At 29.0% G+C, this 21630-nt stretch carries 19 protein-coding genes and 1 riboswitch; all 19 genes read left to right on the top strand.

Features of this window, described 5'->3' with window-relative positions; all coding sequences use genetic code 11:
• The first annotated feature begins 2 nt into the window (after positions 1-2).
• The 19 genes from AC2JAQ_RS08660 to secG all read left to right on the top strand — a co-directional run bounded on the left by AC2JAQ_RS08660 (position 3) and on the right by secG (position 21455).
• Entirely contained in the window at positions 3-1070 is a 1068-nt protein-coding gene (locus AC2JAQ_RS08660; RefSeq protein WP_488456077.1) for a BMP family lipoprotein, read from the top strand.
• Positions 1071-1128: 58 nt separating this feature from the next.
• Positions 1129-1300: riboswitch (cobalamin riboswitch) on the top strand.
• A 544-nt stretch (positions 1301-1844) separates the two neighbouring features.
• Positions 1845-2354 (top strand): ECF transporter S component, encoded by a 510-nt coding sequence (locus tag AC2JAQ_RS08655; protein ID WP_488456076.1) that lies wholly within the window; start codon positions 1845-1847, stop codon positions 2352-2354.
• Entirely contained in the window at positions 2341-3114 is a 774-nt protein-coding gene (locus tag AC2JAQ_RS08650) for a hypothetical protein (RefSeq protein ID WP_488456075.1), read from the top strand. Before AC2JAQ_RS08655 ends, AC2JAQ_RS08650 begins: the two co-directional genes overlap by 14 nt.
• Positions 3115-3314: 200 nt before the next feature.
• Positions 3315-4700 carry an RNA polymerase factor sigma-54 gene (gene rpoN, locus AC2JAQ_RS08645; RefSeq protein WP_488456074.1) on the top strand — a complete coding sequence of 462 codons (1386 nt, stop codon included), beginning with the start codon at positions 3315-3317 and terminating at the stop codon, positions 4698-4700.
• Positions 4701-4927: 227 nt separating this feature from the next.
• Positions 4928-5962 carry a sugar-binding transcriptional regulator gene (locus AC2JAQ_RS08640; protein ID WP_488456073.1) on the top strand — a complete coding sequence of 345 codons (1035 nt, stop codon included), beginning with the start codon at positions 4928-4930 and terminating at the stop codon, positions 5960-5962.
• A gap of 91 nt (positions 5963-6053) precedes the next feature.
• Positions 6054-7052, top strand: coding sequence for a type I glyceraldehyde-3-phosphate dehydrogenase (gap, locus tag AC2JAQ_RS08635; protein WP_003460339.1), 999 nt, complete (start codon positions 6054-6056; stop codon positions 7050-7052).
• Between the two features lie 151 nt (positions 7053-7203).
• Positions 7204-8397, top strand: a complete 1194-nt coding sequence (locus AC2JAQ_RS08630; protein ID WP_488456072.1) for a phosphoglycerate kinase — start codon at positions 7204-7206, stop codon at positions 8395-8397.
• Between the two features lie 241 nt (positions 8398-8638).
• Positions 8639-9385 (top strand): triose-phosphate isomerase, encoded by a 747-nt coding sequence (tpiA, locus tag AC2JAQ_RS08625; RefSeq protein ID WP_488456071.1) that lies wholly within the window; start codon positions 8639-8641, stop codon positions 9383-9385.
• A 125-nt stretch (positions 9386-9510) separates the two neighbouring features.
• Positions 9511-11049 (top strand): 2,3-bisphosphoglycerate-independent phosphoglycerate mutase, encoded by a 1539-nt coding sequence (gene gpmI, locus AC2JAQ_RS08620; RefSeq protein ID WP_488456070.1) that lies wholly within the window; start codon positions 9511-9513, stop codon positions 11047-11049.
• A 233-nt stretch (positions 11050-11282) separates the two neighbouring features.
• Positions 11283-12050 (top strand): GDSL-type esterase/lipase family protein, encoded by a 768-nt coding sequence (locus tag AC2JAQ_RS08615; protein ID WP_488456069.1) that lies wholly within the window; start codon positions 11283-11285, stop codon positions 12048-12050.
• 172 nt (positions 12051-12222) lie between these two features.
• On the top strand, positions 12223-12699 hold the full coding sequence (locus AC2JAQ_RS08610; RefSeq protein WP_488456068.1) for a DUF4358 domain-containing protein: 477 nt from the start codon (positions 12223-12225) through the stop codon (positions 12697-12699).
• 14 nt (positions 12700-12713) lie between these two features.
• Positions 12714-14120 (top strand): MBOAT family O-acyltransferase, encoded by a 1407-nt coding sequence (locus tag AC2JAQ_RS08605; protein WP_488456067.1) that lies wholly within the window; start codon positions 12714-12716, stop codon positions 14118-14120.
• Between the two features lie 19 nt (positions 14121-14139).
• Positions 14140-15285: a DHHW family protein gene (locus tag AC2JAQ_RS08600; protein ID WP_488456066.1), complete on the top strand. Its 1146-nt coding sequence runs from the start codon at positions 14140-14142 to the stop codon at positions 15283-15285.
• A 378-nt stretch (positions 15286-15663) separates the two neighbouring features.
• Positions 15664-17121, top strand: coding sequence for a glutamate/gamma-aminobutyrate antiporter (gene gadC / locus AC2JAQ_RS08595; protein WP_488456065.1), 1458 nt, complete (start codon positions 15664-15666; stop codon positions 17119-17121).
• A gap of 237 nt (positions 17122-17358) precedes the next feature.
• Entirely contained in the window at positions 17359-17499 is a 141-nt protein-coding gene (locus AC2JAQ_RS08590; protein ID WP_423239878.1) for a hypothetical protein, read from the top strand.
• Positions 17500-17799: 300 nt separating this feature from the next.
• Entirely contained in the window at positions 17800-19095 is a 1296-nt protein-coding gene (gene eno / locus AC2JAQ_RS08585; RefSeq protein WP_423239877.1) for a phosphopyruvate hydratase, read from the top strand.
• Positions 19096-19430: 335 nt separating this feature from the next.
• A complete protein-coding gene (locus AC2JAQ_RS08580) occupies positions 19431-19739 on the top strand; it encodes a hypothetical protein (protein ID WP_488456064.1) in 309 nt (102 codons plus the stop codon).
• A 789-nt stretch (positions 19740-20528) separates the two neighbouring features.
• Positions 20529-21086, top strand: a complete 558-nt coding sequence (locus AC2JAQ_RS08575; RefSeq protein WP_488456063.1) for a tryptophan transporter — start codon at positions 20529-20531, stop codon at positions 21084-21086.
• A 138-nt stretch (positions 21087-21224) separates the two neighbouring features.
• Positions 21225-21455: a preprotein translocase subunit SecG gene (gene secG, locus AC2JAQ_RS08570; protein WP_423239875.1), complete on the top strand. Its 231-nt coding sequence runs from the start codon at positions 21225-21227 to the stop codon at positions 21453-21455.
• Positions 21456-21630: the final 175 nt, after the last annotated feature.

The raw sequence follows: 21630 nt of genomic DNA, 5'->3' as shown, positions 1-21630 counted from the left end.
AAATGCGTTTTAAGAGGCTTGTTAAATCTTTAGGACTTATTTTAAGCTTAACTTCTATTATAGGATGTGGCTCAAAAAATTCATCGGCATTAAGAAAAATTGATTTTATAGAAAAGAAAGTTTATAATTTCGCTTTAGTTAAGGATGATTTTGCTAATGAAGAAAATCATTTTGTTAATTTAGCTATAGAAGGATTAAATAGAATAAAAGAGGAGTATGGTGCAAAAATAGAGATTTTTGATACTAATTCTCCAGAGGATTATGAAAAGAGGCTTAGAGAGGCTGCTCAAAATAATGATTTGACTTTTGCATCAACATTTAAGTTTTTAGAGAGTTTAAACAATGTAGCTAAGGATTATCCAGATAAAAATTTTGCTATTATTGATACAGTATCAGAGCTTCCAAATGTAAAATCTATAAATTTTAGAAATGAACAAGGTGCCTTTTTAATGGGAATAATAGCTGGCAACATGACTAAAACTAATAAAGTAGGATTTATAGGAGGAGTTAAAAATGAACTTATAGATAACTTTTTAGCTGGATACTTGGCTGGATTGAAGGTTTCTAATGAGGAAGCTTATAAGAATATAAAAGAAGGAAATTTAATTCAATATGTTGGTGATTTTATAAATGAAAAACAGGCATATAAAATAGCTAAGGAAATGTATAATGAAGGAGCAGATATAATATTCAATGTAGCTGGAGAAGCTGGTGTAGGTATTTATCAAGTAGCTAAAGAAACTGGGAATTATGCTATTGGTGTTGATGTTGATGCTGCCAAAGTTTTTCCAGACTATGCCGATAATATTCTCTCATCTATGGTAAAAAGATTAGATGATGCGGTTTATAAGACTGCAAAGGAAGTTATAAATGGTGATTTTAAGTCAGGACCAAATAATGTAATGGAAATGGGACTTAAGAATAATGGTATAGAGGTGGCCCAATCTACAAGTAGATTAGTACCTAAAGAGGTCTTAGATAAGGTAGAAAAATATAAAGAGGCCATAATAAAAGGAGAAATTAATGTTCCAGAAACATTAAATGAAGTGGAAAATTTTAATGTTAAGTAAAGTTGATGTTAAAAATAATATTGACAAAGAGTAAATAAATGTGTAATCATAAGATGAAAATAAAATAAGTATATTAGGTGTTATCTAACTTAATAGGGAAAGTTAAAAACTGCAGCCCCCGCTACTGTTGATAAGGACGAAAACAAGAGACCACTGTAACTTAAGTTATGGAAAGGATTGTTGGAGGAAGATTTATTAGCCAGGAGACCTGCCTAGTATGAATTGCTTATTGTTTCGGTGGGAAACAGTATATAAGTTTTAATAAAGTATGTAAATTATTTTTTAACTGGTGGGGAAGGTTAGCCGCACCAGTTTTTTTATTTTTATAATTGGCTATGTTTTAAACTAATGTTGATTTTTAGATAGAACTGTAAGACCATCTTAATGAAACTCTTTGCGAAATCAAGTTAGGTCTGAAGGGCTAGCTAAAAATCAATATCCATATTAAACAAAGCCTTATAATTAAAAATAATTATTTACGAGAAAAGAATTTATGTACAAGCTTTCCTAAATAAGTTGATTTGGAAAATACAAAAGTTTCTAAACAACTTAATCTATTTACCTCTAATAGTTAGTTAATATTTAACTTAAATTTATACGAGACATATTGAATCTATGGTTAAAATATATTAATGAAAAATTTGAAATTATATTTATAGTAAAAGATATTATTGGGTATAGAATTTGATTTGATATTAAAAGTGAATATTTAAGTTAATTGTTGCTTATATATTAGAGAAAAAATATAAAGATTAATAGGAGGGTAAAATAATTATGAATTTTACTAAGGAAAAAAAGAAATTAAATGTAAGAAATATGTGTTTTGCTGCTATGTTAATAGCCTTAAGTGTTATATTAGCTAATTTCCCGATTTTTGCTAGTATAGCCTTAGATTCTATGCCAGCCTTTATTGGTGGTATTTTAATTTCTCCAGTAGTAGGAGGAGTTATAGGACTTTTAGCTCATTTATTTGTTGCTTTAAGAACAGGATTCCCATTTACATTACCAGTACATATTCTAATAGCCATTGAGATGTTTGTGGTTGTTTATATAACATCAAAAATATTCAATAGTGGCAAAGTGATCTTAGCAGGAATAGTCGGAACTCTTTTAAATGGAATTATTTTTACTTTAATAACAGGAGCTTTCATGCATTTTGTTTTAGGAGGAATGAATCCAATTGATTTCTTAAAACTTATGGGATTACCACTTACTTTAGCAAGCTTAGTTAATATAGTAATAGCATTTTTAGTGGCTAAGGGACTTAAAAATGTCAATATATAAATTTAGAGATTTAACCATAATTAAAAATGAAACCCATAAAGATGAGATGGTAATAGCCTGTGATAGTTGTTGTGGAATTGGAGAAAGAGAAGCAGATTTTGTTAATGCTAGTAATGAAATTGTGGGATATTTTTCAGCTAGAGTTTGTCTTTTTGAGCTTATAGCCTTTAAAGCTAATCCACTAGTAATAGTAAATAATTTAGGAATGACTATGAAGTGTGGTGGAGAGAGTATAATAAATGGAATCAATAGAGCAATAAAGGAATATAATTCTGAAGGATTTTTTGAAAACAATTTTAAATTAGAAGAATGTATAACGGGAAGTACAGAGGATAATTTCAAAACTCTTCAAACATTTTTAGGATTAACCATAATAGGGGAAAAAGAAATAAGTTCTGAGATTAAGTTTGAAAGTGGAGATGAGGTTGGCTTATTAGGAATACCAAAGGTAGGAGAAGAGGTTTTAGATGATATAAATAACAATATAGGAGAAATTGCTGGGTTTAAGGAATTGAAAATTTTAGTGGAAAGTAATTCTATTAAAGATATATTACCTATTGGTTCAAAGGGTGTTATACATGAAGTGAAGGAACTGGAAATTAGTAATAATATAAATATAACTCTATCATATGATGGAGCTTATTTAAGGAAATCTGCAGGGCCAGCCACTGCTATTTTATTTATATGTAAAAAAGGCTCTTTAGAAGAATTTAAAAATAAAATAAGTGTACCAATCATTAAAATTGGTGAAATTATTTAATCTTAACCACAATAGAGAATTTTCTCTGTTGTGGTTATTTTAGAATTAACATAAGTATTTTTTAATATAATATTAATATAAGAGAAAGTATTAAGAATGTTATAATGTTGAAAAATGTTTTTTTTTGATGGATAATGAAATGAGAAAGGTTACTAGAAAAAAAGTTATGATTTAGAATTAAATAGTTTTAGGTGATATATATGTTAATGGATTTTAATTTAAATTTAACTCAAGAGCAAAAGTTGATTATGACACAGCAAATGCAACTTTCAATAAAACTTTTGCAAATGTCAACATATGATTTAAGAGAATATATAGAAAAAGAGTTTTCAGAAAATCCTGTTTTAGAAGCTCAATATGAAGAAAATAAAGAAATAGTTAATGAACAGGATAGATTAGATTATAAGGAGCTAGTAAAATATTTAGAGTCAGATAATTATGGTTCGCAAAGTTATGGTGAATATGATCAAGAAGGAATTTCTCCTTTCACATTTATAAGTAAACCGGAATCTTTAACAGATTACTTAGAATCTCAAATCTTAGAGTTACCAATAAGTGAATATATGAGAAGTGTGTGCAGTTATATGGTTGAATGCTTAGACAATAAAGGATACTTAGATATAAAAAAGGAAGAATTAATGAGTGAGTTAGGGTGTTCAGAAGAAACCTTTAATAGAGCCTTAATAGTTCTTCATAATTTAGAGCCTGCAGGAATAGGAGCAAGGGATATAAAAGAATGTCTAAAGATACAATTAGAAAGAAAAGGCCAGTATGACGAAATAGTAAAAAATATAATAGAAAATCATCTAGATGATTTAGCAGATAATAAATATCAAGTTATTGCTAAGGCTTTGGGAATAACTCCTAAGAAAGCACAGGATTATGGAGATTTAATAAAAACCTTAGAGCCAAAACCTTCAAGAGGGTTTTATACTGGAGATGAAGTTAGTTTCATAATTCCAGATGCTGAAATTAGAAAGATAGATGGAGAATTCTTCATAATAATGAACGATGGAGTTTTACCTATGCTTTCAGTAAATCCTTTATATGCTTCTATATTAAAGGATAGTAGTAATGATAAAGAGGCTACAGAGTATGTAAAGGAAAAAATGAATAAGGCAATGTTTCTTATTAAAAGTATAGAGCAAAGAAAAAGTACTTTATATAAAGTTCTCGAAAAAATATTAGAAAAACAAAAAGAATATTTTGAAAAGGGAGAAAAATATTTAAAGTCTATGACTCTTAAAGAAATAGCAGAACAATTAGAAATGCATGAATCAACTATTTCAAGAGCAATAAGAGATAAGTATATTTTAACTTCTATGGGCACAATAAAAATAAAGGATCTCTTTGTAAACTCAATAAGCAATAAAGAAACAAAAAATGGAGAAGAGGATGTTACAGTTATAAACATTAAAAAAGCTTTAGAAGAAGTGATTAATGAAGAAAATAAAACAAAGCCATTATCAGATCAAGCCATAAGTGAAATACTAAATGAAAAGGGAATGGCTATTTCAAGAAGAACTGTAGCAAAATATAGAGAAGAGTTAGGAATAAAATCATCTAGCAAAAGAAAAAGATTTTAAAAAGTAATAAATTTAATTTTGTTACAAAAAAAAGTAACTTAGATGCTTAAATAGAGTGAAAAATATAGAGAGATTGGGTAATCTCTCTATATTTTTTTATATTTTTTAAAAAAATAAGAAAAAATTTTCTAAAAACCCTTTAATTTTTTTTAAATATGTTTTATAATAAACATGCGGGACATTTAAGAAGCAAGTGGGACTTTGAATGTCCAAAGGAGTTGTTAAATTTGCTAGAGATTTTAAAATTGCAAAAAATAATAGTTCCTGAAATGGTAGAACTATTAGTAAAAAGATACAATATAATCAGAACAATTTATTATAATCAGCCAATAGGCAGAAGAGCTTTGGCAAACAATTTAAATTTAGGTGAAAGAATTGTAAGAACAGAAATAGGTTTTTTAAAATCTCAAAACCTTATACAAATAAACACTCCAGGTATGTCTGTAACCCAAGAAGGAGAATTCATGCTAGAATCCTTAAAAGGATTCATACATGAAATAAAAGGGCTATCTAATCTTGAAAAACAATTATGTGATATGCTTAATGTTAGAGATGTAATTGTTGTTCCGGGAGATTGTGGTGAGGAAGAAAGCACTATAAAAGAGCTTGGGAAAGCCGCTGCAAATTATTCTAAGAACATCATTAAAGATGGCTATACAATTGCTGTTACTGGAGGAACTACTGTAAAAGAAGTTATAGATGAATTACCAGAAATGGCAAATCTACGTGATGTGTTAGTTGTGCCTGCAAGAGGTGGTATGGGTAAGAAGGTTGAGACGCAGTCAAATACATTAGCTGCAAATTTAGCTAAAAAGTTAAATGGAACCTATAAAATGCTTCATGTACCTGATAACATAAGCAAAGAAGTAATGGATGCTTTAATGAAACAGGAAGATATGAAGGAGCTTATACAAAATATTAAAAATGCAGATATGCTAATATATGGCATAGGTCAAGCAAAGAAGATGGCTAATAAAAGAGGAGTTCCTAAGGAAGAAATAATGAGATTATTAGAATTAGGAGCTATTGGAGAAGCATTTGGGTGCTACTTTAATGAAAAGTCAGAAGTGGTTTATGTAATGCCAACTTTAGGTGTTACAATAAATGACCTTAGAAAAATAAAAAATCATATTGCCGTAGCTGGAGGTAAAAATAAAGCAGAAGCTATTTTAACTACTATCTATGGAAATGAGAATGCTGTCCTTGTTACAGACGAAGGTGCAGCAAATGAAATTCTAAATTTTTTAAGTAGAGATGAATAAAAAAATATTAAATCTCTAAAAATAAATTTGTTTAAAATATTTTTTAATATTTTATATATAAAAAAACAACATCTTTTAGGAGGTATTTATAATGGTAAAAGTAGCTATTAACGGATTTGGAAGAATAGGAAGATTAGCGTTAAGATTAATGATCGATAACCCTGAGTTTGAGGTTGTTGCAATCAACGACTTAACTGATGCTAAGACTTTAGCACACTTATTCAAATACGATTCAGCACAAGGAAGATTCAATGGTGAAATAGAAGTTAAAGAAGGAGCTTTCGTAGTTAACGGAAAAGAAATAAAAGTAACTGCTAAAAGCAACCCTGCTGAATTACCATGGGGAGAATTAGGAGTAGACGTAGTATTAGAGTGTACTGGATTCTTCGCATCAAAAGAGAAAGCTTCAGCTCACTTAACTGCTGGTGCTAAAAAAGTTGTTATCTCAGCTCCTGCTGGAAACGACCTACCAACAGTTGTTTACAACGTAAACCACGACATATTAGATGGAAGCGAAGATGTTATCTCAGGTGCTTCATGTACTACAAACTGTTTAGCTCCAATGGCTAAAGCTTTAAATGATAACTTCGGATTAAACAAAGGTTTCATGACTACAATCCACGCTTACACTAACGATCAAAACACTTTAGATGCTCCACACAAAAAAGGAGACTTAAGAAGAGCTAGAGCTGCTGCTGCTAACATAGTTCCAAACTCAACTGGAGCTGCTAAAGCTATCGGTTTAGTTATCCCAGAATTAGCTGGTAAATTAGACGGAAACGCTCAAAGAGTACCTGTAATAACTGGTTCATTAACTGAGTTAGTTTGTACTTTAGACAAAAAAGTAACTGTAGAAGAAGTAAACGCTGCTATGAAAGCTGCTTCAAACGAATCATTCGGATACACTGAAGATCCAATAGTATCATCAGACGTTATCGGAATCAGCTTCGGATCATTATTCGATGCTACTCAAACTAAAATCATGGAAGTTGATGGACAACAATTAGTTAAAGTTGCTTCATGGTATGACAACGAAGCTTCATACACTAATCAATTAATCAGAACTTTAAAATGCTTAGTTTCTAAGTAATTTTAAAACTAAATATTTAGACTGATTGAACATATAAAAGGGTCTGGTTTTATAGTTAAGGCTATGAGGCCAGACTACTTTAACATATAAATGATTTTTTTATTTATATTATAAATAATTATAAAATATTATTATTTAAGAGGTGAATACAATGAACTTCAATAAAAAGACTATAGAAGACGTTCAAGTAAAAGGTAAAAAAGTATTAGTAAGATGCGACTTTAACGTTCCATTAAAAGATGGTGTTATAACTGATATAAATAGATTAAACGGAGCTATGCCAACTATAAAATACTTAGTTGATAATGGTGCAAAAGTAATCCTTTGCTCACATATGGGTAAACCAAAAGGAGAAGCTAAACCAGAATTCTCATTAGCACCAGTTGCTAAAAAATTAAGTGAAATGCTTGGTAAAGAAGTAGTATTTGCTGCTGACGACAATGTTGTTGGAGAAAATGCTAAAAAAGCTGTAGCTGAAATGAAAGATGGAGATGTAGTTTTACTTCAAAACACAAGATACAGAAAAGAAGAAACTAAAAACGGAGAAGAGTTATCAAAAGAATTAGCTAGCTTAGCTGAAATGTTTGTTAACGATGCATTCGGAACTGCTCACAGAGCTCACTGTTCAACAGTTGGAGTAACTGAATACTTAAAACCAGCAGTATGTGGATACTTAATCCAAAAAGAGCTTAAGTTCTTAGGAGATGCTGTAGAGACTCCAGAAAGACCATTCGTTGCTATCTTAGGTGGAGCTAAGGTTTCAGACAAGATAAACGTTATAAACAACCTTTTAGAAAAAGTTGATACTTTAATAATAGGTGGAGGAATGGCTTACACATTCTTAAAAGCTCAAGGATACACTGTAGGAAGTTCATTAGTAGAAGAAGATAAAGTTGAATACGCTAAAGAAATGTTAGCTAAAGCTGAGGAAAAAGGTGTTAAATTATTATTACCTGTAGACCACAGAGTAGCTAAAGAATTCAAAGATGTTGAGGCTGTAGTTACAGAAGATCAAAACATCCAAGAAGGATTCATGGGATTAGATATCGGACCAAAAACTGAAGCTATATACGCTGAAGCTATAAAAGATGCTAAAACAGTTATCTGGAACGGACCAATGGGAGTATTCGAATTCGAAAACTTCAATAAAGGAACAATAGCTGTTGCTAAAGCTATGGCTGAAGCAGATGCTACTACTATAATAGGTGGTGGAGATTCAGCTGCTGCTGTAAACATATTAGGATTCGGAGATAAAATGTCTCACATCTCAACTGGTGGTGGAGCTTCATTAGAATTCTTAGAAGGAAAAGTATTACCAGGAATAGCTGCTTTAAACGATAAATAATATTATAAACCTTAAAGTAGTAATTTATTAGATTGAAGTATAAAGATTGTTGTTTTATAAATAAAATAAGACTAGATTCAATGAAGCGTTTTTCATTGAATCTTAGCCTTATTTATCTAAAAACTAATGAAATTTTCATATAGTATTGAAGATTTCATAGTTATTAGATGAGTAAATGGCGTTTGATAGATAAACTATCAACACCATTTAATATTTAAAATATTAATAGAGGTGAATATAGATGAGAACTCCAATAATCGCAGGAAACTGGAAAATGCACTATACAATAGATGAGGCTGTTAAATTAGTTGAAGAATTAAAGCCATTAGTTAAAGATGCTAAATGTGAAGTTGTAGTTTGCCCAACTTTCGTTTGTTTAGATGCAGTTAAAAAAGCTGTTGAAGGAACAAACATAAAAGTAGGTGCTCAAAACATGCACTTTGAAGAAAAAGGAGCATTCACTGGAGAAATCGCTCCAAGAATGTTAGAAGCTATGAACATAGATTATGTTATAATTGGACATAGTGAAAGAAGAGAATACTTCAACGAAACAGACGAAACTTGCAACAAAAAAGTTAAAGCTGCTTTCGCTCATAACTTAGTTCCAATCCTTTGCTGTGGAGAAACTTTAGAGCAGAGAGAAAACGGAACTACTAATGACGTTATAAAAGCTCAAATTACTGCTGATTTAGAAGGATTAACTAAAGAGCAAGCTGAGAAAGTTGTTATAGCTTACGAACCAATCTGGGCTATCGGAACTGGAAAAACTGCTACTTCAGATCAAGCTAATGAAACAATAGCTGCTATAAGAGCTATGGTTGCTGAGATGTTCGGACAAGAAGTTGCTGATAAAGTAAGAATCCAATACGGTGGATCAGTTAAGCCTAACACAATAGCTGAACAAATGGCTAAATCAGATATCGATGGTGCTTTAGTTGGTGGAGCTAGCTTAGTTGCAGCTGACTTTGCTCAAATCGTAAACTACTAATATAATATTAGTAATTAAATAGTAGCAATAGGCAAGTAATACCAATTGTCTATTGCTATTGTTTTTTAATTATCTACACATTATAATAAATGTATAAATAGAAATTAAGTTTTTGGAGGGTTATTATGAGTAAAAAACCTGTAATGTTAATGATATTAGACGGATTTGGAATATCTCCAAACAAAGAAGGTAACGCAGTAGCTGCTGCTAATAAACCAAATTATGATAGATTATTTGCAAAATACCCACACACTGAGTTACAAGCTTCAGGATTAGAAGTTGGTCTTCCAGAAGGTCAAATGGGTAACTCAGAAGTTGGTCATTTAAATATAGGTGCTGGTAGAATAATATACCAAGAATTAACTAGAATAACTAAAGAAATCAAAGAAGGAACTTTCTTCACAAATAAAGCTTTAGTTAAAGCTATGGATGAAGCTAAAGAAAATAATACTTCATTACACCTAATGGGATTATTATCAAATGGAGGAGTTCACTCTCACATAGATCACTTAAAAGGTCTTTTAGAGTTAGCTAAGAAAAAAGGTCTTCAAAAAGTTTACGTTCATGCTTTCATGGATGGAAGAGACGTTGCTCCATCATCAGGTAAAGAATTCATAGTTGAATTAGAAAATGCTATGAAAGAAATAGGTGTTGGTGAAATAGCTACTATAAGTGGTAGATACTATGCAATGGATAGAGATAACAGATGGGAAAGAGTTCAATTAGCTTATAATGCTATGGTATTAGGCGAAGGTGAAAAAGCTTCTTCAGCTGTTGAAGCTATAGAAAAATCTTATCATGATAATAAAACTGATGAGTTCGTTTTACCTACAGTAATAGAAGAAGATGGACACCCAGTTGCTAGAATGAAAGATGGAGATTCAGTAATATTCTTTAACTTCAGACCAGATAGAGCAAGAGAAATAACTAGAGCTATTGTTGATCCTGAGTTCACTGGATTCGAAAGAAAGCAATTACATGTTAACTTCGTTTGTATGACTCAATACGATAAAACTTTAGAGTGTGTAGATGTTGCTTACAGACCAGAAAGCTACACAAACACTTTAGGAGAATATGTTGCAAATAAAGGATTAAACCAATTAAGAATAGCTGAAACTGAAAAATATGCTCACGTTACATTCTTCTTCAATGGTGGAGTAGAACAACCAAATAATAACGAAGATAGAGCATTAATAGCTTCACCAAAGGTTGCTACATATGATCTTAAACCAGAAATGAGTGCTTATGAAGTAACTGATGAATTAATAAATAGATTAGATCAAGATAAATATGATATGATAATCTTAAATTACGCTAACCCAGATATGGTTGGACATACTGGAGTACAAGAAGCTGCTGTTAAGGCTATAGAAGCTGTTGATGAGTGTTTAGGAAAAGTAGTTAATAAAGTATTAGAAAAAGACGGTACTGTATTCATAACTGCTGACCATGGTAACGCAGAAGTAATGATAGATTACTCAACTGGTAAACCAATGACTGCTCACACTTCAGATCCAGTTCCATTCTTATGGATTTCAAAAGATGCTGAAGGAAAATCATTAAAAGATGGTGGAAAATTAGCTGATATAGCTCCAACTATGTTAAATGTTATGGGATTAGAAGTACCAGGAGAAATGACTGGAGAATGTCTTTTAAACAAGTAATATAATAGTTAATCATATATTTTAAAATAGTATTCTTCAAAAGGAAGAATACTATTTTTATTTACAATAAAACAGGAATTTGGATTTTATTACTTTTTATGATTAAAATTATTAATTAGTTATTTATATTAGTGTTTTGTTAACGAAATGTAACTTTTAAGTACTTTAATTTTTACTAAAAACAAACGAAATTTATGTAAAATTAATGTATAAAATTATAAAGGATGAATGAAATGAAGTACAAAAGAAGAAGACGAATAAGTGCAATTGTTTTAGGACTCTTAATAGGAGGAACCTTATTAGGAACAGGATGTAAAATAATAAAAGATTATGAAATAAATAAAGCTAAAGAGGAAAAAGTAGCAAAGGGAGTTACTGTTCTTCAATCCTTAGAAAAAAAAGACGTGGCGGAAATAGAAAATAAAATAAAAAATATGAATAGTGAAAATGATATTAAGGAAAGTACTGCAGATGATAGTAACTTAAAGGAAGTTTTTAAGGATACAGTATTTATGGGAGATTCTTTAACAGAGCCACTTAGTTTCTATAATATTTTAAATGAAGATTCTGTTATAGGAATAAAAGGAAGAGATGTCATAAAGGCTAAAAAAGAGGATCTTGGAACCTTAAAAAGTTTAAATCCTAAAAAAATAGTAATGATGTATGGAATGAATGATTTACTTTTATTTAGTAATTCAAAAGATTTTATAAAAAATTATGAAAGTTTAATAAATGAAATAAAAAGGGAATTGCCTAGTACTGAAATATATGTTAATTCAGTATTCCCAGTTTCAAGCAATGCTATTGCTAAGAAAAAAGAATTTAGTAAAGTAAATGATTTTAATAATGCCTTAAGAGAGATGTGTAATACTATGGGAATAAAGTTTATAGATACTACTTCTATGGTAAAGGAAAATATGTACGAGCCAGATGGGATTCATTTAAAAGCAGAATTTTACACTCCTTGGCTTCAAGTTATTAAAACAGAAATAGGTTTATAAAATAAAAAGATAACTTACATAGTTTATTTAAATTTTTATATGCTTTAATTCTATAATTAGTTTTAAGTAGATAGACGAGTTTTCTAATTAATTATTAAAGTATATTAATAATTAAAATAAAGATATGAATTTTAATAAATTAACAAAAGAAAAAGGAAAAGGAGTGCAAAGTGTGAAGAGTAAAATTTTAAAGAGAAGTTTTTCTATAATAGGTGTTATTATAATTACCTTTTCTCTAGTAGCTTGTGGAAGTGTTAAAGATATGCCACTGAACCAGGTGCTAAATGAAATGGAAAGTAAGGGTGTTGTAATATCTAATATGAAGAGTGGGGGAGAAAAGGAATTAAAAAGATTTTATAAGTTAAATTCAAATGATTTTCAAGAATTTTTATTGTATCTTCCTAGTTCAAGTATGAACGTAGAAGAAATGCTTATTGTCAAAGTAAAGGATAAGTCTCAGATTGATACAGTAGAGAGTGCTATAGAAAATAGAGTAAATAATCAGTTAGAGAGTTTTAATGGATATGGTGCTGAACAATGTGCACTTCTAGATGAATATGAACTAAAGACAATAGGAAATTATGTTTTCTTTTGTGTAGGAAAAAATGTAGCAGACATAGCAGATAGCTTTAAGGCTGCGGTAAATTAGGAAGAGGTGGCATCGTGGTTTTTAGCAGTATAATTTTTATTTTTACTTTTTTACCAATAACATTAATCTTATATTATATCTCTCCAAGAAAGTTAAAAAACATAGTATTACTTTTAGCAAGTTTAGTTTTCTATGCTTGGGGAGAACCAACATACATATTTTTAATGCTATTTACTACTATTATAGATTTCTTTGCAGGGCTTTTAATAAACAAACATAGAAAGAATAAGAATAAAGCTAGAGCAATACTTTTTATTACTGTGGCTATAAACTTATTAATTTTGGGATACTTTAAGTATTATGATTTTCTTATATTAAATATAAATTCACTGTTTAATATTAATATACCTATAAATGATATACCATTACCTATAGGAATATCATTTTATACTTTCCAAACCTTATCATATATAATAGATGTATATTGGGGAAAAGTTAAAGTGCAAAAAAGTTTATTATCTTTCTCCTTATATGTTACTATGTTTCCTCAGCTTGTAGCAGGACCTATAGTTAAATATTCAGAGATAGACAGGGAGCTTACTAGTAGAAAAGAAAGCTTAGAGAAGTTTGGGGAAGGTGTAGAAAGATTTATTTTTGGATTAGGAAAGAAGGTTCTTATTGCAAATAATGTTGGATTATTATGGACAAGTATTCAAGGAAGTAGCTTAGGGAATATGTCGGTTTTAACATCTTGGATAGGTATTATAGCCTACACACTTCAAATATATTTCGACTTTAGTGGATATTCAGATATGGCTATTGGTCTTGGAAAAATGTTTGGCTTCGATTTTTGTGAGAACTTCAATTATCCATATATATCTAAGAGTATAACTGAGTTTTGGAGAAGATGGCATATATCTTTAGGAACTTGGTTTAGAGAATATGTGTACATACCTCTAGGAGGAAATAGAAGAGGATTAAAAATTCAATTAAGAAACATATTTATAGTTTGGTTTTTAACAGGAATATGGCATGGAGCAAGTTGGAATTTCATAATGTGGGGTGTTTATTATGGAGTACTTTTATTAATTGAAAAAGTATTTTTACTTAAAGTATTAAATAAAACACCTAAGTTTATAAATCATGTATATACAATGATATTAGTTATGGTTGGATGGGTATTCTTTTCAAATGACAGTCTAAAAAATGGACTTAATTACATAAAGGTTATGTTTGGAATAGGAAATAACTCATTAGTAAATGGAGCCTCTTTTTATTATTTAAGCACAAACTTAATAATTTTAGTCATAGCTCTTTTATGTTCAACTCCTATAATGTATAAGCTTTTTAGAAAACTAAAATATGATATGGGTGTAAGAGGAATATTAATAGCTGAAGGAATACAAGCTATAATATTATTTTTATCAATAGCTTACATTGTAACTTCAACATATAACCCATTCTTATATTTTAGATTTTAACAAAGGAGAAAAGAGCAATATGAATAAAAATAAAAAAGTATATACTAGAATTTTAGCTTTAGTTTTCATAATTTCAATTTTTGGTATTTTCTTCATGAATATATTTAGTAAAGACAAAAACTTCTCAGAAGAGGAAAATAGAATGTTAGCTAAAAAGCCTAAGTTTTCTATAGATAGGCTTTTAGAAGGTAGATATACAGAAAAATATGAAAAATATGTAGAGGATCAATTTGTTTTTAGAAATTCATGGATTGGAGTTAAATCTACTGTGGACAAACTTTTAGGAAGAAAAGAAGAGAATGGTGTTTTCCTAAGTAAAGATGGATATTTAATAGAAGACTTTAAAAAGCCAGAAGAAAAGAATTTAGAAGAAACTATTAAGGCTATGAATAATTTTAATGAAAAGTATAAAGGTATAAATCAATATGCTTTAATAGCACCTAATGCAGTAAGTGTTTTAAAGGATAAGTTGCCTAAAAATGTTCCTGTAGAGGATCAAAGAGTGTACATAGAAAAATTAAAGAGTAGTTTAAACAGCAATATAAAGTTTATAGATACTTATAACACTTTAGAAAGTCATAAAGATGAATACATTTATTATAGAACAGATCATCACTGGACTACTTTAGGTGCTTATTATGCTTTTTTAGATGCTGTTAAGGAGATGGGGTTAACTCCTAAGGATAATTATTATGATATAGAAACAGTTACAGATGAATTTTACGGCACATTATATTCAAAAAGTGGATTTAAAGGAATCTCACCAGATTCAATAGAGGTTTATATTCCTAAGGATGAGAATGATCAGGTACTAGTAAGCTATGAGGAAGAGAAGAAGAAGAGTGGAAGTATTTATAATAGTGAGAAGCTAAAAGAAAAGGATAAATATGAGGTTTTCTTAGAAGGAAATCATCCTTTAGTAAAAATAAATACTTTAGTTAATAATAATAAAAAGCTACTTCTTATAAAAGATTCATATGCTAATAGCTTTGTTCAATTCCTAACTCCTTATTTTAATGAGATAGTGATTGTTGATCCAAGATATTACTATGGAGATATTGATAAGCTTATTTCTGAAGAGGGAATAACAGATTTATTATATCTTTATAATGCTAATACCTTCTTTTCTGATAATAATATAGCACCAGTTTTAAACAATGAATAATGTTTTTATAATAAAAACTTAAGAGATGTTCAAAAAATTAGCATTGAGATAAAAGTTAATTATTAAAAATAGTTTTAGTAATTTAGAAAATAAAATATTTTAAAAGTAGGGTGATTATCTTTGTATTAATTACAATATAATCACCTTATTTTATTATTTTTTTTAAAGATTAAAAGGATATAATGAAAATTTGAAATATTTTCAAAAAATATTTAACAAATCATGGGTTAAGAGTTATAATATATATAAACAAAACGTTAACAAAATGTTAATTATGTTTATAACTCAAAAATTTAAAAGTTTCTTACTTCTCTTTGAAGCAACTAACTTTTTAATTTATTTGGGCTAGTCAAATAATTTAAAAGGAGTTGAATTTAAATGAAACAAGAAGGAACAACAAAAAAATCTTTAACACTTTTTGGATTTTTTGCAATGACAGCCTCTATGGTTATGGCTGTATATGAATATCCTACTTTTGCAACATCCAAATTGCACTTAGTATTTTATCTACTTTTAGGAGGTTTTTTATGGTTTATTCCAGTTGCTTTATGTGCAGCTGAAATGGCGACTGTAGATGGTTGGGAAAAAGGTGGAGTTTTCACCTGGACCGGAAAGAATTTAGGCAAGAAATACGGTTTTGCAAACTTATTCTTTGAGTTCTTTGAAATAACAGTTGGATTTGTAACAATGATTTATTTCATACTTGGAGCGCTATCATATGTATTTAATTGGCCAGCACTAAATAGTAATCCAATGATAAAATTCATAGGTGTATTAGTAATTTTCTGGATTTTAGCATTATCTCAATTTGGAGGAACAAAATATACTGCTAAAATAGCTAAAATAGGTTTTATAGTTGGAATACTTTTACCAGCAGCTATTTTAATTATCTTATCTCTTGTATATATAATTCAAGGAAATCCAATATATATTTCAAGCAAAGATACTTTTGTTCCAGATTTTACACAGGTTAATACCTTAGTTGTATTTGTATCCTTTATCTTATCTTATATGGGTGTAGAAGCATCAGCTACTCATGCAAATGAAATGTCTAATCCAAAGAAACAATATCCATTAGCAATGCTTTTACTAGTTATAGTAGCTATAGTTGTTAGTACATTAGGAGGACTTGCAATAGCAGCTGTTATACCTCAAGATCAAATAAATTTAAGTGCTGGGGTAGTTCAAACCTTTGCAGTGCTTTTAGGACATTTCACAGCAAATAATACAATCTTAGTTAAGATAATAGCTTTATTACTTGCCTTTGGTGTAATAGCAGAAGTAAGTTCATGGGTTGTTGGACCAACAAGAGGTATGATTATAGCAGCTGAAGAAGGTGCTATTCCAAAATCATGGGCTAAAACAAATAAACATGATGTACCAGTTTACTTAGTTATAGCACAAGGTATAATTGTTAGTATATGGGATGCTGTATTAACTTTTGGAGGTGGCGGAAGCAACCTTTCATTCTTAGCAGCAATGTCATTAACAGTTGTAATTTACTTAAGTGGATATGTTTTATTCTTTGTAGGATATATAAAAGCTATTTTGGGTGAAGGCTTAAATGGTGCTTACCAAATGCCTGGTGGAAAGCCAGTTAAACTTATAGTAGCAATAGTTGGACTTGCAACTTCAGTGTTTGCATTCTTTATATCATTTGTTCCACCTACATCAATTGCAGGAAACATGGTTAAATCACATGAATATATGTGGATGCTTATTATAAGTTATGCAATATCCTTAGTATTACCATTTGTAATTTATGAATTATGTCAAAAATATATGCATTCTCATGAAAGAAATATTCATCATGTGGTAGCAGTTCATAAACGTTAATTTAAAGAAGGCTGTCCTAAAGAGTTGAGAAAATCATCTTGTTTAGGAGAGTCTTTTTTTTGTTAAATTTTTAGAATATTTATTTTAATATAGAATTATAAGATCACTTTAATACTAAATAAGACCAGAATTAAAAATAAAAGCTATAAAAATATAAAATTTCTATTTATAAATCTTTAAATAAAGCAAATAATAAAAATAGAATTTAATTATAACTAATGATAAGGAGTAAATATTATGAGTAAACAAAAAACATTAAATGGAATACAACAAAGTATGAAGCAACATAATGCTGAATCTTCAAAATCTAAAACAGGATTTAATAGTACAAGTAACACAGCAAAGCAGGCTGGAATAGCTAATACAAAAGGGCTTTAAAATAATCTTTATAAAGAGGACTAAACGTCCTCTTTAATTTTGTTCTATTTTAAGTAAAAAGATTGAAAAATTTTTGGCAAATATTCAGGGTGAATATGTACCTTAATTATAATTTTTATAGGAATTTGTGAGATATTTTTTTAAAAAAAGAATTGATGATAATCATTTTCAATAAATGTGATTTGAATCATATTTTTCCTTAAAAAAATAGATTAAAATTAAAGCATAAAATTTATTAGAAAAGTAAAAGATAAAAATAATTGAGTATTAACTTGAATTTTCTTAAGGAGGAATTTAAAGATGAAACAATATATTGAAATAATTGACGTGGTAGCAAGACAAATTTTAGATTCAAGATGCTTCCCAACAGTAGAGGTTGAAGTTTATTTAGAGGATGGAACAGTTGGTAGAGCGGCAGTTCCTTCAGGAGCTTCAACAGGTATATATGAAGCTGTTGAATTAAGAGATGGAGATAAGGATAAATACCTAGGAAAAGGTGTTGAAAAGGCAGTACAAAATGTTAATGATACAATTGCTGAAGAAATAATAGGATTAAATGTATTAGATCAAGCATACATAGACAAAACTCTTATAGAATTAGATGGAACTAAGAACAAAGGTAAATTAGGAGCTAACGCAATCTTAGGAGTTTCTTTAGCAGTAGCTCAAGCAGCAGCTAACTACTTAGGAATGCCTTTATATCAATACATCGGAGGAGTAAATGCTAAAGTTTTACCAGTTCCAATGATGAATATAATAAATGGAGGAAGTCATGCTGATAACTCAGTAGATATCCAAGAATTTATGATAATGCCAGTAGGATTTAACTGCTTTGAAACAGCTGTAAGAGCTTGTGCAGAAGTTTACCATGCATTAAAGAAAACTTTAAATGAAAAAGGATATTCAACTGGTGTTGGTGATGAAGGTGGATTTGCTCCAAACTTAAAATCAAATGCTGAAGCAATAGAAATTATATTAGAAGCTATTGGAAAAGCAGGTTATGAACCAGGAAAAGAATTCTTTATAGCAATAGATGCAGCTTCATCTGAGTACTACAAAGATGGAAAATATGTTTTAGAGCATGAAGGAAAAACTTTAACAGCTGCTGAAATGGTTGATTTCTTTGAAGATTGGGTTAACAAATATCCAATAATCTCAATTGAAGATGGTATGGCTGAAGAAGATTGGGAAGGTTGGAAGCTTATGACTGAAAGACTTGGTAAGAGAGTTCAATTAGTTGGGGATGACCTATTCGTTACAAATACAGAAAGACTAAAAACTGGTATAGAAAAAGGAATTGCTAACTCAATTCTAATAAAACTTAACCAAATAGGAACATTAACAGAAACATTAAATGCTATAGAAATGGCAAACAGAGCAGGATACACAGCTGTTGTTTCTCATAGATCAGGGGAAACAGAAGATACAACTATAGCAGACTTAGTTGTTGCAGTTAATGCAGGTCAAATAAAAACTGGTGCTCCAGCTAGAAGTGAAAGAGTAGCTAAATACAACCAATTAATCAGAATAAATGAAGAATTAGGTGAAGTAGCTGAATATAGAGGAAGAAATGCATTCTTCAATCTTTCAAAATAATATAAAAGATAAAAAATAATAAATAAAAAACCTCTGAGTTTTCTTAGAGGTTTTTTTATTTGAATATGTTTAGGTGAATGTTGGTTTTAGTGAGCACTTCAGACTTATCTAATTTTAAGTAAAAATCAAAAATTTTTAATTTTGTATTTAAATTTACTGAAGTTAATGCCAGCTTAAAATATAGAATTTTAGTTATCCTATCGTTTAATACACTTAATTAATATACTCGTAAATGATTATATAATGAAAAAAACATAAATATACACGAAAATATTTAATTTTATTGAAAAATATGTTAAAATAATGTAAACGGAAACAAAGAGGGGGAGATATTTATGGATGGATCATTAAGTGTTTTATTAGAGGTTTTACTAATTGCAGGTTTAGGAATAGCTGCTTATTATGGTATTCCAACAATTTATAAGAAAAATGAAATAGTATTTGAGTTAGATGATAGATATACTAACTTAAAAGATTTAAGAGAAGCTACTGTTGAATATTTAAAAAAGGAAGGTAAATCTTGTGAAGTCATAGATTCTAGAATCTTGAGGGTAAATGGAGAAAAATATATATTAATGGAAAGAACTATTGGATTAAGAGCTTCAGTACCAGTTCAACAAGTTGTACTTAAAAGATGTAAATAACTTTAAAAAGTGTAGAATAAGATTGAACTGTAAATGGTATTATAGCTATATTAAAAAATAAATGTTAAATCAAAATATAGCTTTTATTTTAAAGTTAAAAAATAATATATGCACACTTATTAATAGTATTTAATAATATAAATTATAAAGAAAAAACGATAAGATAATTTTAATTGTTGAAAATAGTACATTAATAAAGTAAAATAGAAAAAAAGAAAATATTAAATAATCCTTTGAAAAGGAGTAAGTAGTTAAACTTAGTTTCAATAAAGAGAGTCAATGATGGTGGAAATTTGACAAGAAGGAGTTTAATGAATGGACCTTGGAGGAATGAAATGAAATCTATTTAAGAAAGTAGTGGAATGGTGGACTGCACCTTATAGCAGATAGAGTATGTTAGTACTTGAAAATGAGAGATATTAGTAAGTATTTTAACTCTAAACCCTAGCTAGGGATTTTTAGTCATAATTAAAATACAATAACTAATATAATTTAGGTGGTATCGCGGATTCAACTTCGTCCTATTTTTAGGATGGAGTTTTTTTATTTTACAAAAAATTAAAGGAGGGAGTTTAAAGATGAAATGAAGTTTTAAAAGTGAATATGAAAAGAAGAAAAAAAGTTTTAAAGTTAGAAGCTCCCTTGTGGAGAAGAAGTAGCTTACAGGTATGGGGTTAAAGTAAATTTTATTTTTAGAGTAGTATTTTAAACTTATCTAAAAATCAATATTATTTTAAACCAGAAATTTTATCTAAGAGATATTATTAAAAATTATTAGGAGGATTTAAAATGAATATAAGAAATAATACAAGAATTATAACAATAAATGCTTTATTACTAGCAATAGGATTACTATTACATCAAATAACACCTGCATTAGGATTACCTATGCAACCAGATTTTGCACTTACTATGTTATTTATAATAATTATATTAAATGATAACTTTAAAATTACAATGATTTCAGGAACTTTAATGGGAGTATTTACTGCTATGACAACTAAGTTTCCGGGAGGACAATTACCTAATATAATAGATAAATTTTTTACAGCTTTTATAGTATTTATGATTATAACATTAATAAAAAAATCTAATATATTAGGAAGATTATCTTTAGAAAAAAGAAATAATGTATTAATGACAATCATATTACCTTTAGGAACATTAATAAGTGGACTTTTATTTTTAGGATCAGCTCAAATAATTGTAGGATTACCAGCTAACTTTTCTATATTATTTTTAACTGTTGTAGCACCTGCAATTGCATTAAATACAGTTTTAGGATTAGTATTATATAAAGTAATTGAAAATGCTTTAAGAAGAGCATCATATAGTATAAGAAAATAATACAATAGTTAAACTATATAATATGTAGATTATTATAATTATGTGCACAAAATCATATAAATATTGTAAAATTTTCATTGGTGTGATATGATAATTTCATGGAATTATGCAACTATACAAAGCTTAGGAGGTTTTCTTATGAACACAATTTTAATAGTGGTCCAAACTATTTTAGCTATAGTGATTTTGGTTTCAATAATGATGCAACCAAGTAAAGCAGACGCATTAAGTGGATTGATTCAAGGAAGTCAAGATAGTTTCTTTTCAAGAAATAAAGGTAGAACTAGAGAAGCTAGACTTGTAAAAGTTACTATTTTCTCATCTATCTTATTTGCTATAAATACGCTAGCTATAAATTTAGTTAAATAGTTCTTTATGTGGCCACCCATATATTTTAGGGTGGCTTTTGAATTATATTGGATTGAATTTCCTTAATCAAAGAGGCAATTTAGACATATCATATTAATAAGAAAATAAATTAATATATCCTGGCAAAAGTCTTAGGTGCTTTAGATTATTTATTATGAAGTTAGGAAGAAAGAGC

Source organism: Clostridium sp. LIBA-8553 (assembly GCF_057782465.1).
This window is presented reverse-complemented; position numbering and strand designations above follow the sequence as displayed.

Bases quoted from the DNA above. Each gene is read 5' to 3' on its own strand.
- AC2JAQ_RS08580 (WP_488456064.1), top strand. From the start codon at position 19,431: ATGGATGGATCATTAAGTGTTTTATTAGAGGTTTTACTAATTGCAGGT.
- AC2JAQ_RS08655 (WP_488456076.1), top strand. From the start codon at position 1,845: ATGAATTTTACTAAGGAAAAAAAGAAATTAAATGTAAGAAATATGTGT.
- eno (WP_423239877.1), top strand. From the start codon at position 17,800: ATGAAACAATATATTGAAATAATTGACGTGGTAGCAAGACAAATTTTA.
- AC2JAQ_RS08660 (WP_488456077.1), top strand. From the start codon at position 3: ATGCGTTTTAAGAGGCTTGTTAAATCTTTAGGACTTATTTTAAGCTTA.
- rpoN (WP_488456074.1), top strand. From the start codon at position 3,315: ATGTTAATGGATTTTAATTTAAATTTAACTCAAGAGCAAAAGTTGATT.
- AC2JAQ_RS08650 (WP_488456075.1), top strand. From the start codon at position 2,341: ATGTCAATATATAAATTTAGAGATTTAACCATAATTAAAAATGAAACC.
- secG (WP_423239875.1), top strand. From the start codon at position 21,225: ATGAACACAATTTTAATAGTGGTCCAAACTATTTTAGCTATAGTGATT.
- AC2JAQ_RS08615 (WP_488456069.1), top strand. From the start codon at position 11,283: ATGAAGTACAAAAGAAGAAGACGAATAAGTGCAATTGTTTTAGGACTC.
- AC2JAQ_RS08600 (WP_488456066.1), top strand. From the start codon at position 14,140: ATGAATAAAAATAAAAAAGTATATACTAGAATTTTAGCTTTAGTTTTC.
- gpmI (WP_488456070.1), top strand. From the start codon at position 9,511: ATGAGTAAAAAACCTGTAATGTTAATGATATTAGACGGATTTGGAATA.
- tpiA (WP_488456071.1), top strand. From the start codon at position 8,639: ATGAGAACTCCAATAATCGCAGGAAACTGGAAAATGCACTATACAATA.
- gap (WP_003460339.1), top strand. From the start codon at position 6,054: ATGGTAAAAGTAGCTATTAACGGATTTGGAAGAATAGGAAGATTAGCG.
- AC2JAQ_RS08630 (WP_488456072.1), top strand. From the start codon at position 7,204: ATGAACTTCAATAAAAAGACTATAGAAGACGTTCAAGTAAAAGGTAAA.
- AC2JAQ_RS08590 (WP_423239878.1), top strand. From the start codon at position 17,359: ATGAGTAAACAAAAAACATTAAATGGAATACAACAAAGTATGAAGCAA.
- gadC (WP_488456065.1), top strand. From the start codon at position 15,664: ATGAAACAAGAAGGAACAACAAAAAAATCTTTAACACTTTTTGGATTT.
- AC2JAQ_RS08575 (WP_488456063.1), top strand. From the start codon at position 20,529: ATGAATATAAGAAATAATACAAGAATTATAACAATAAATGCTTTATTA.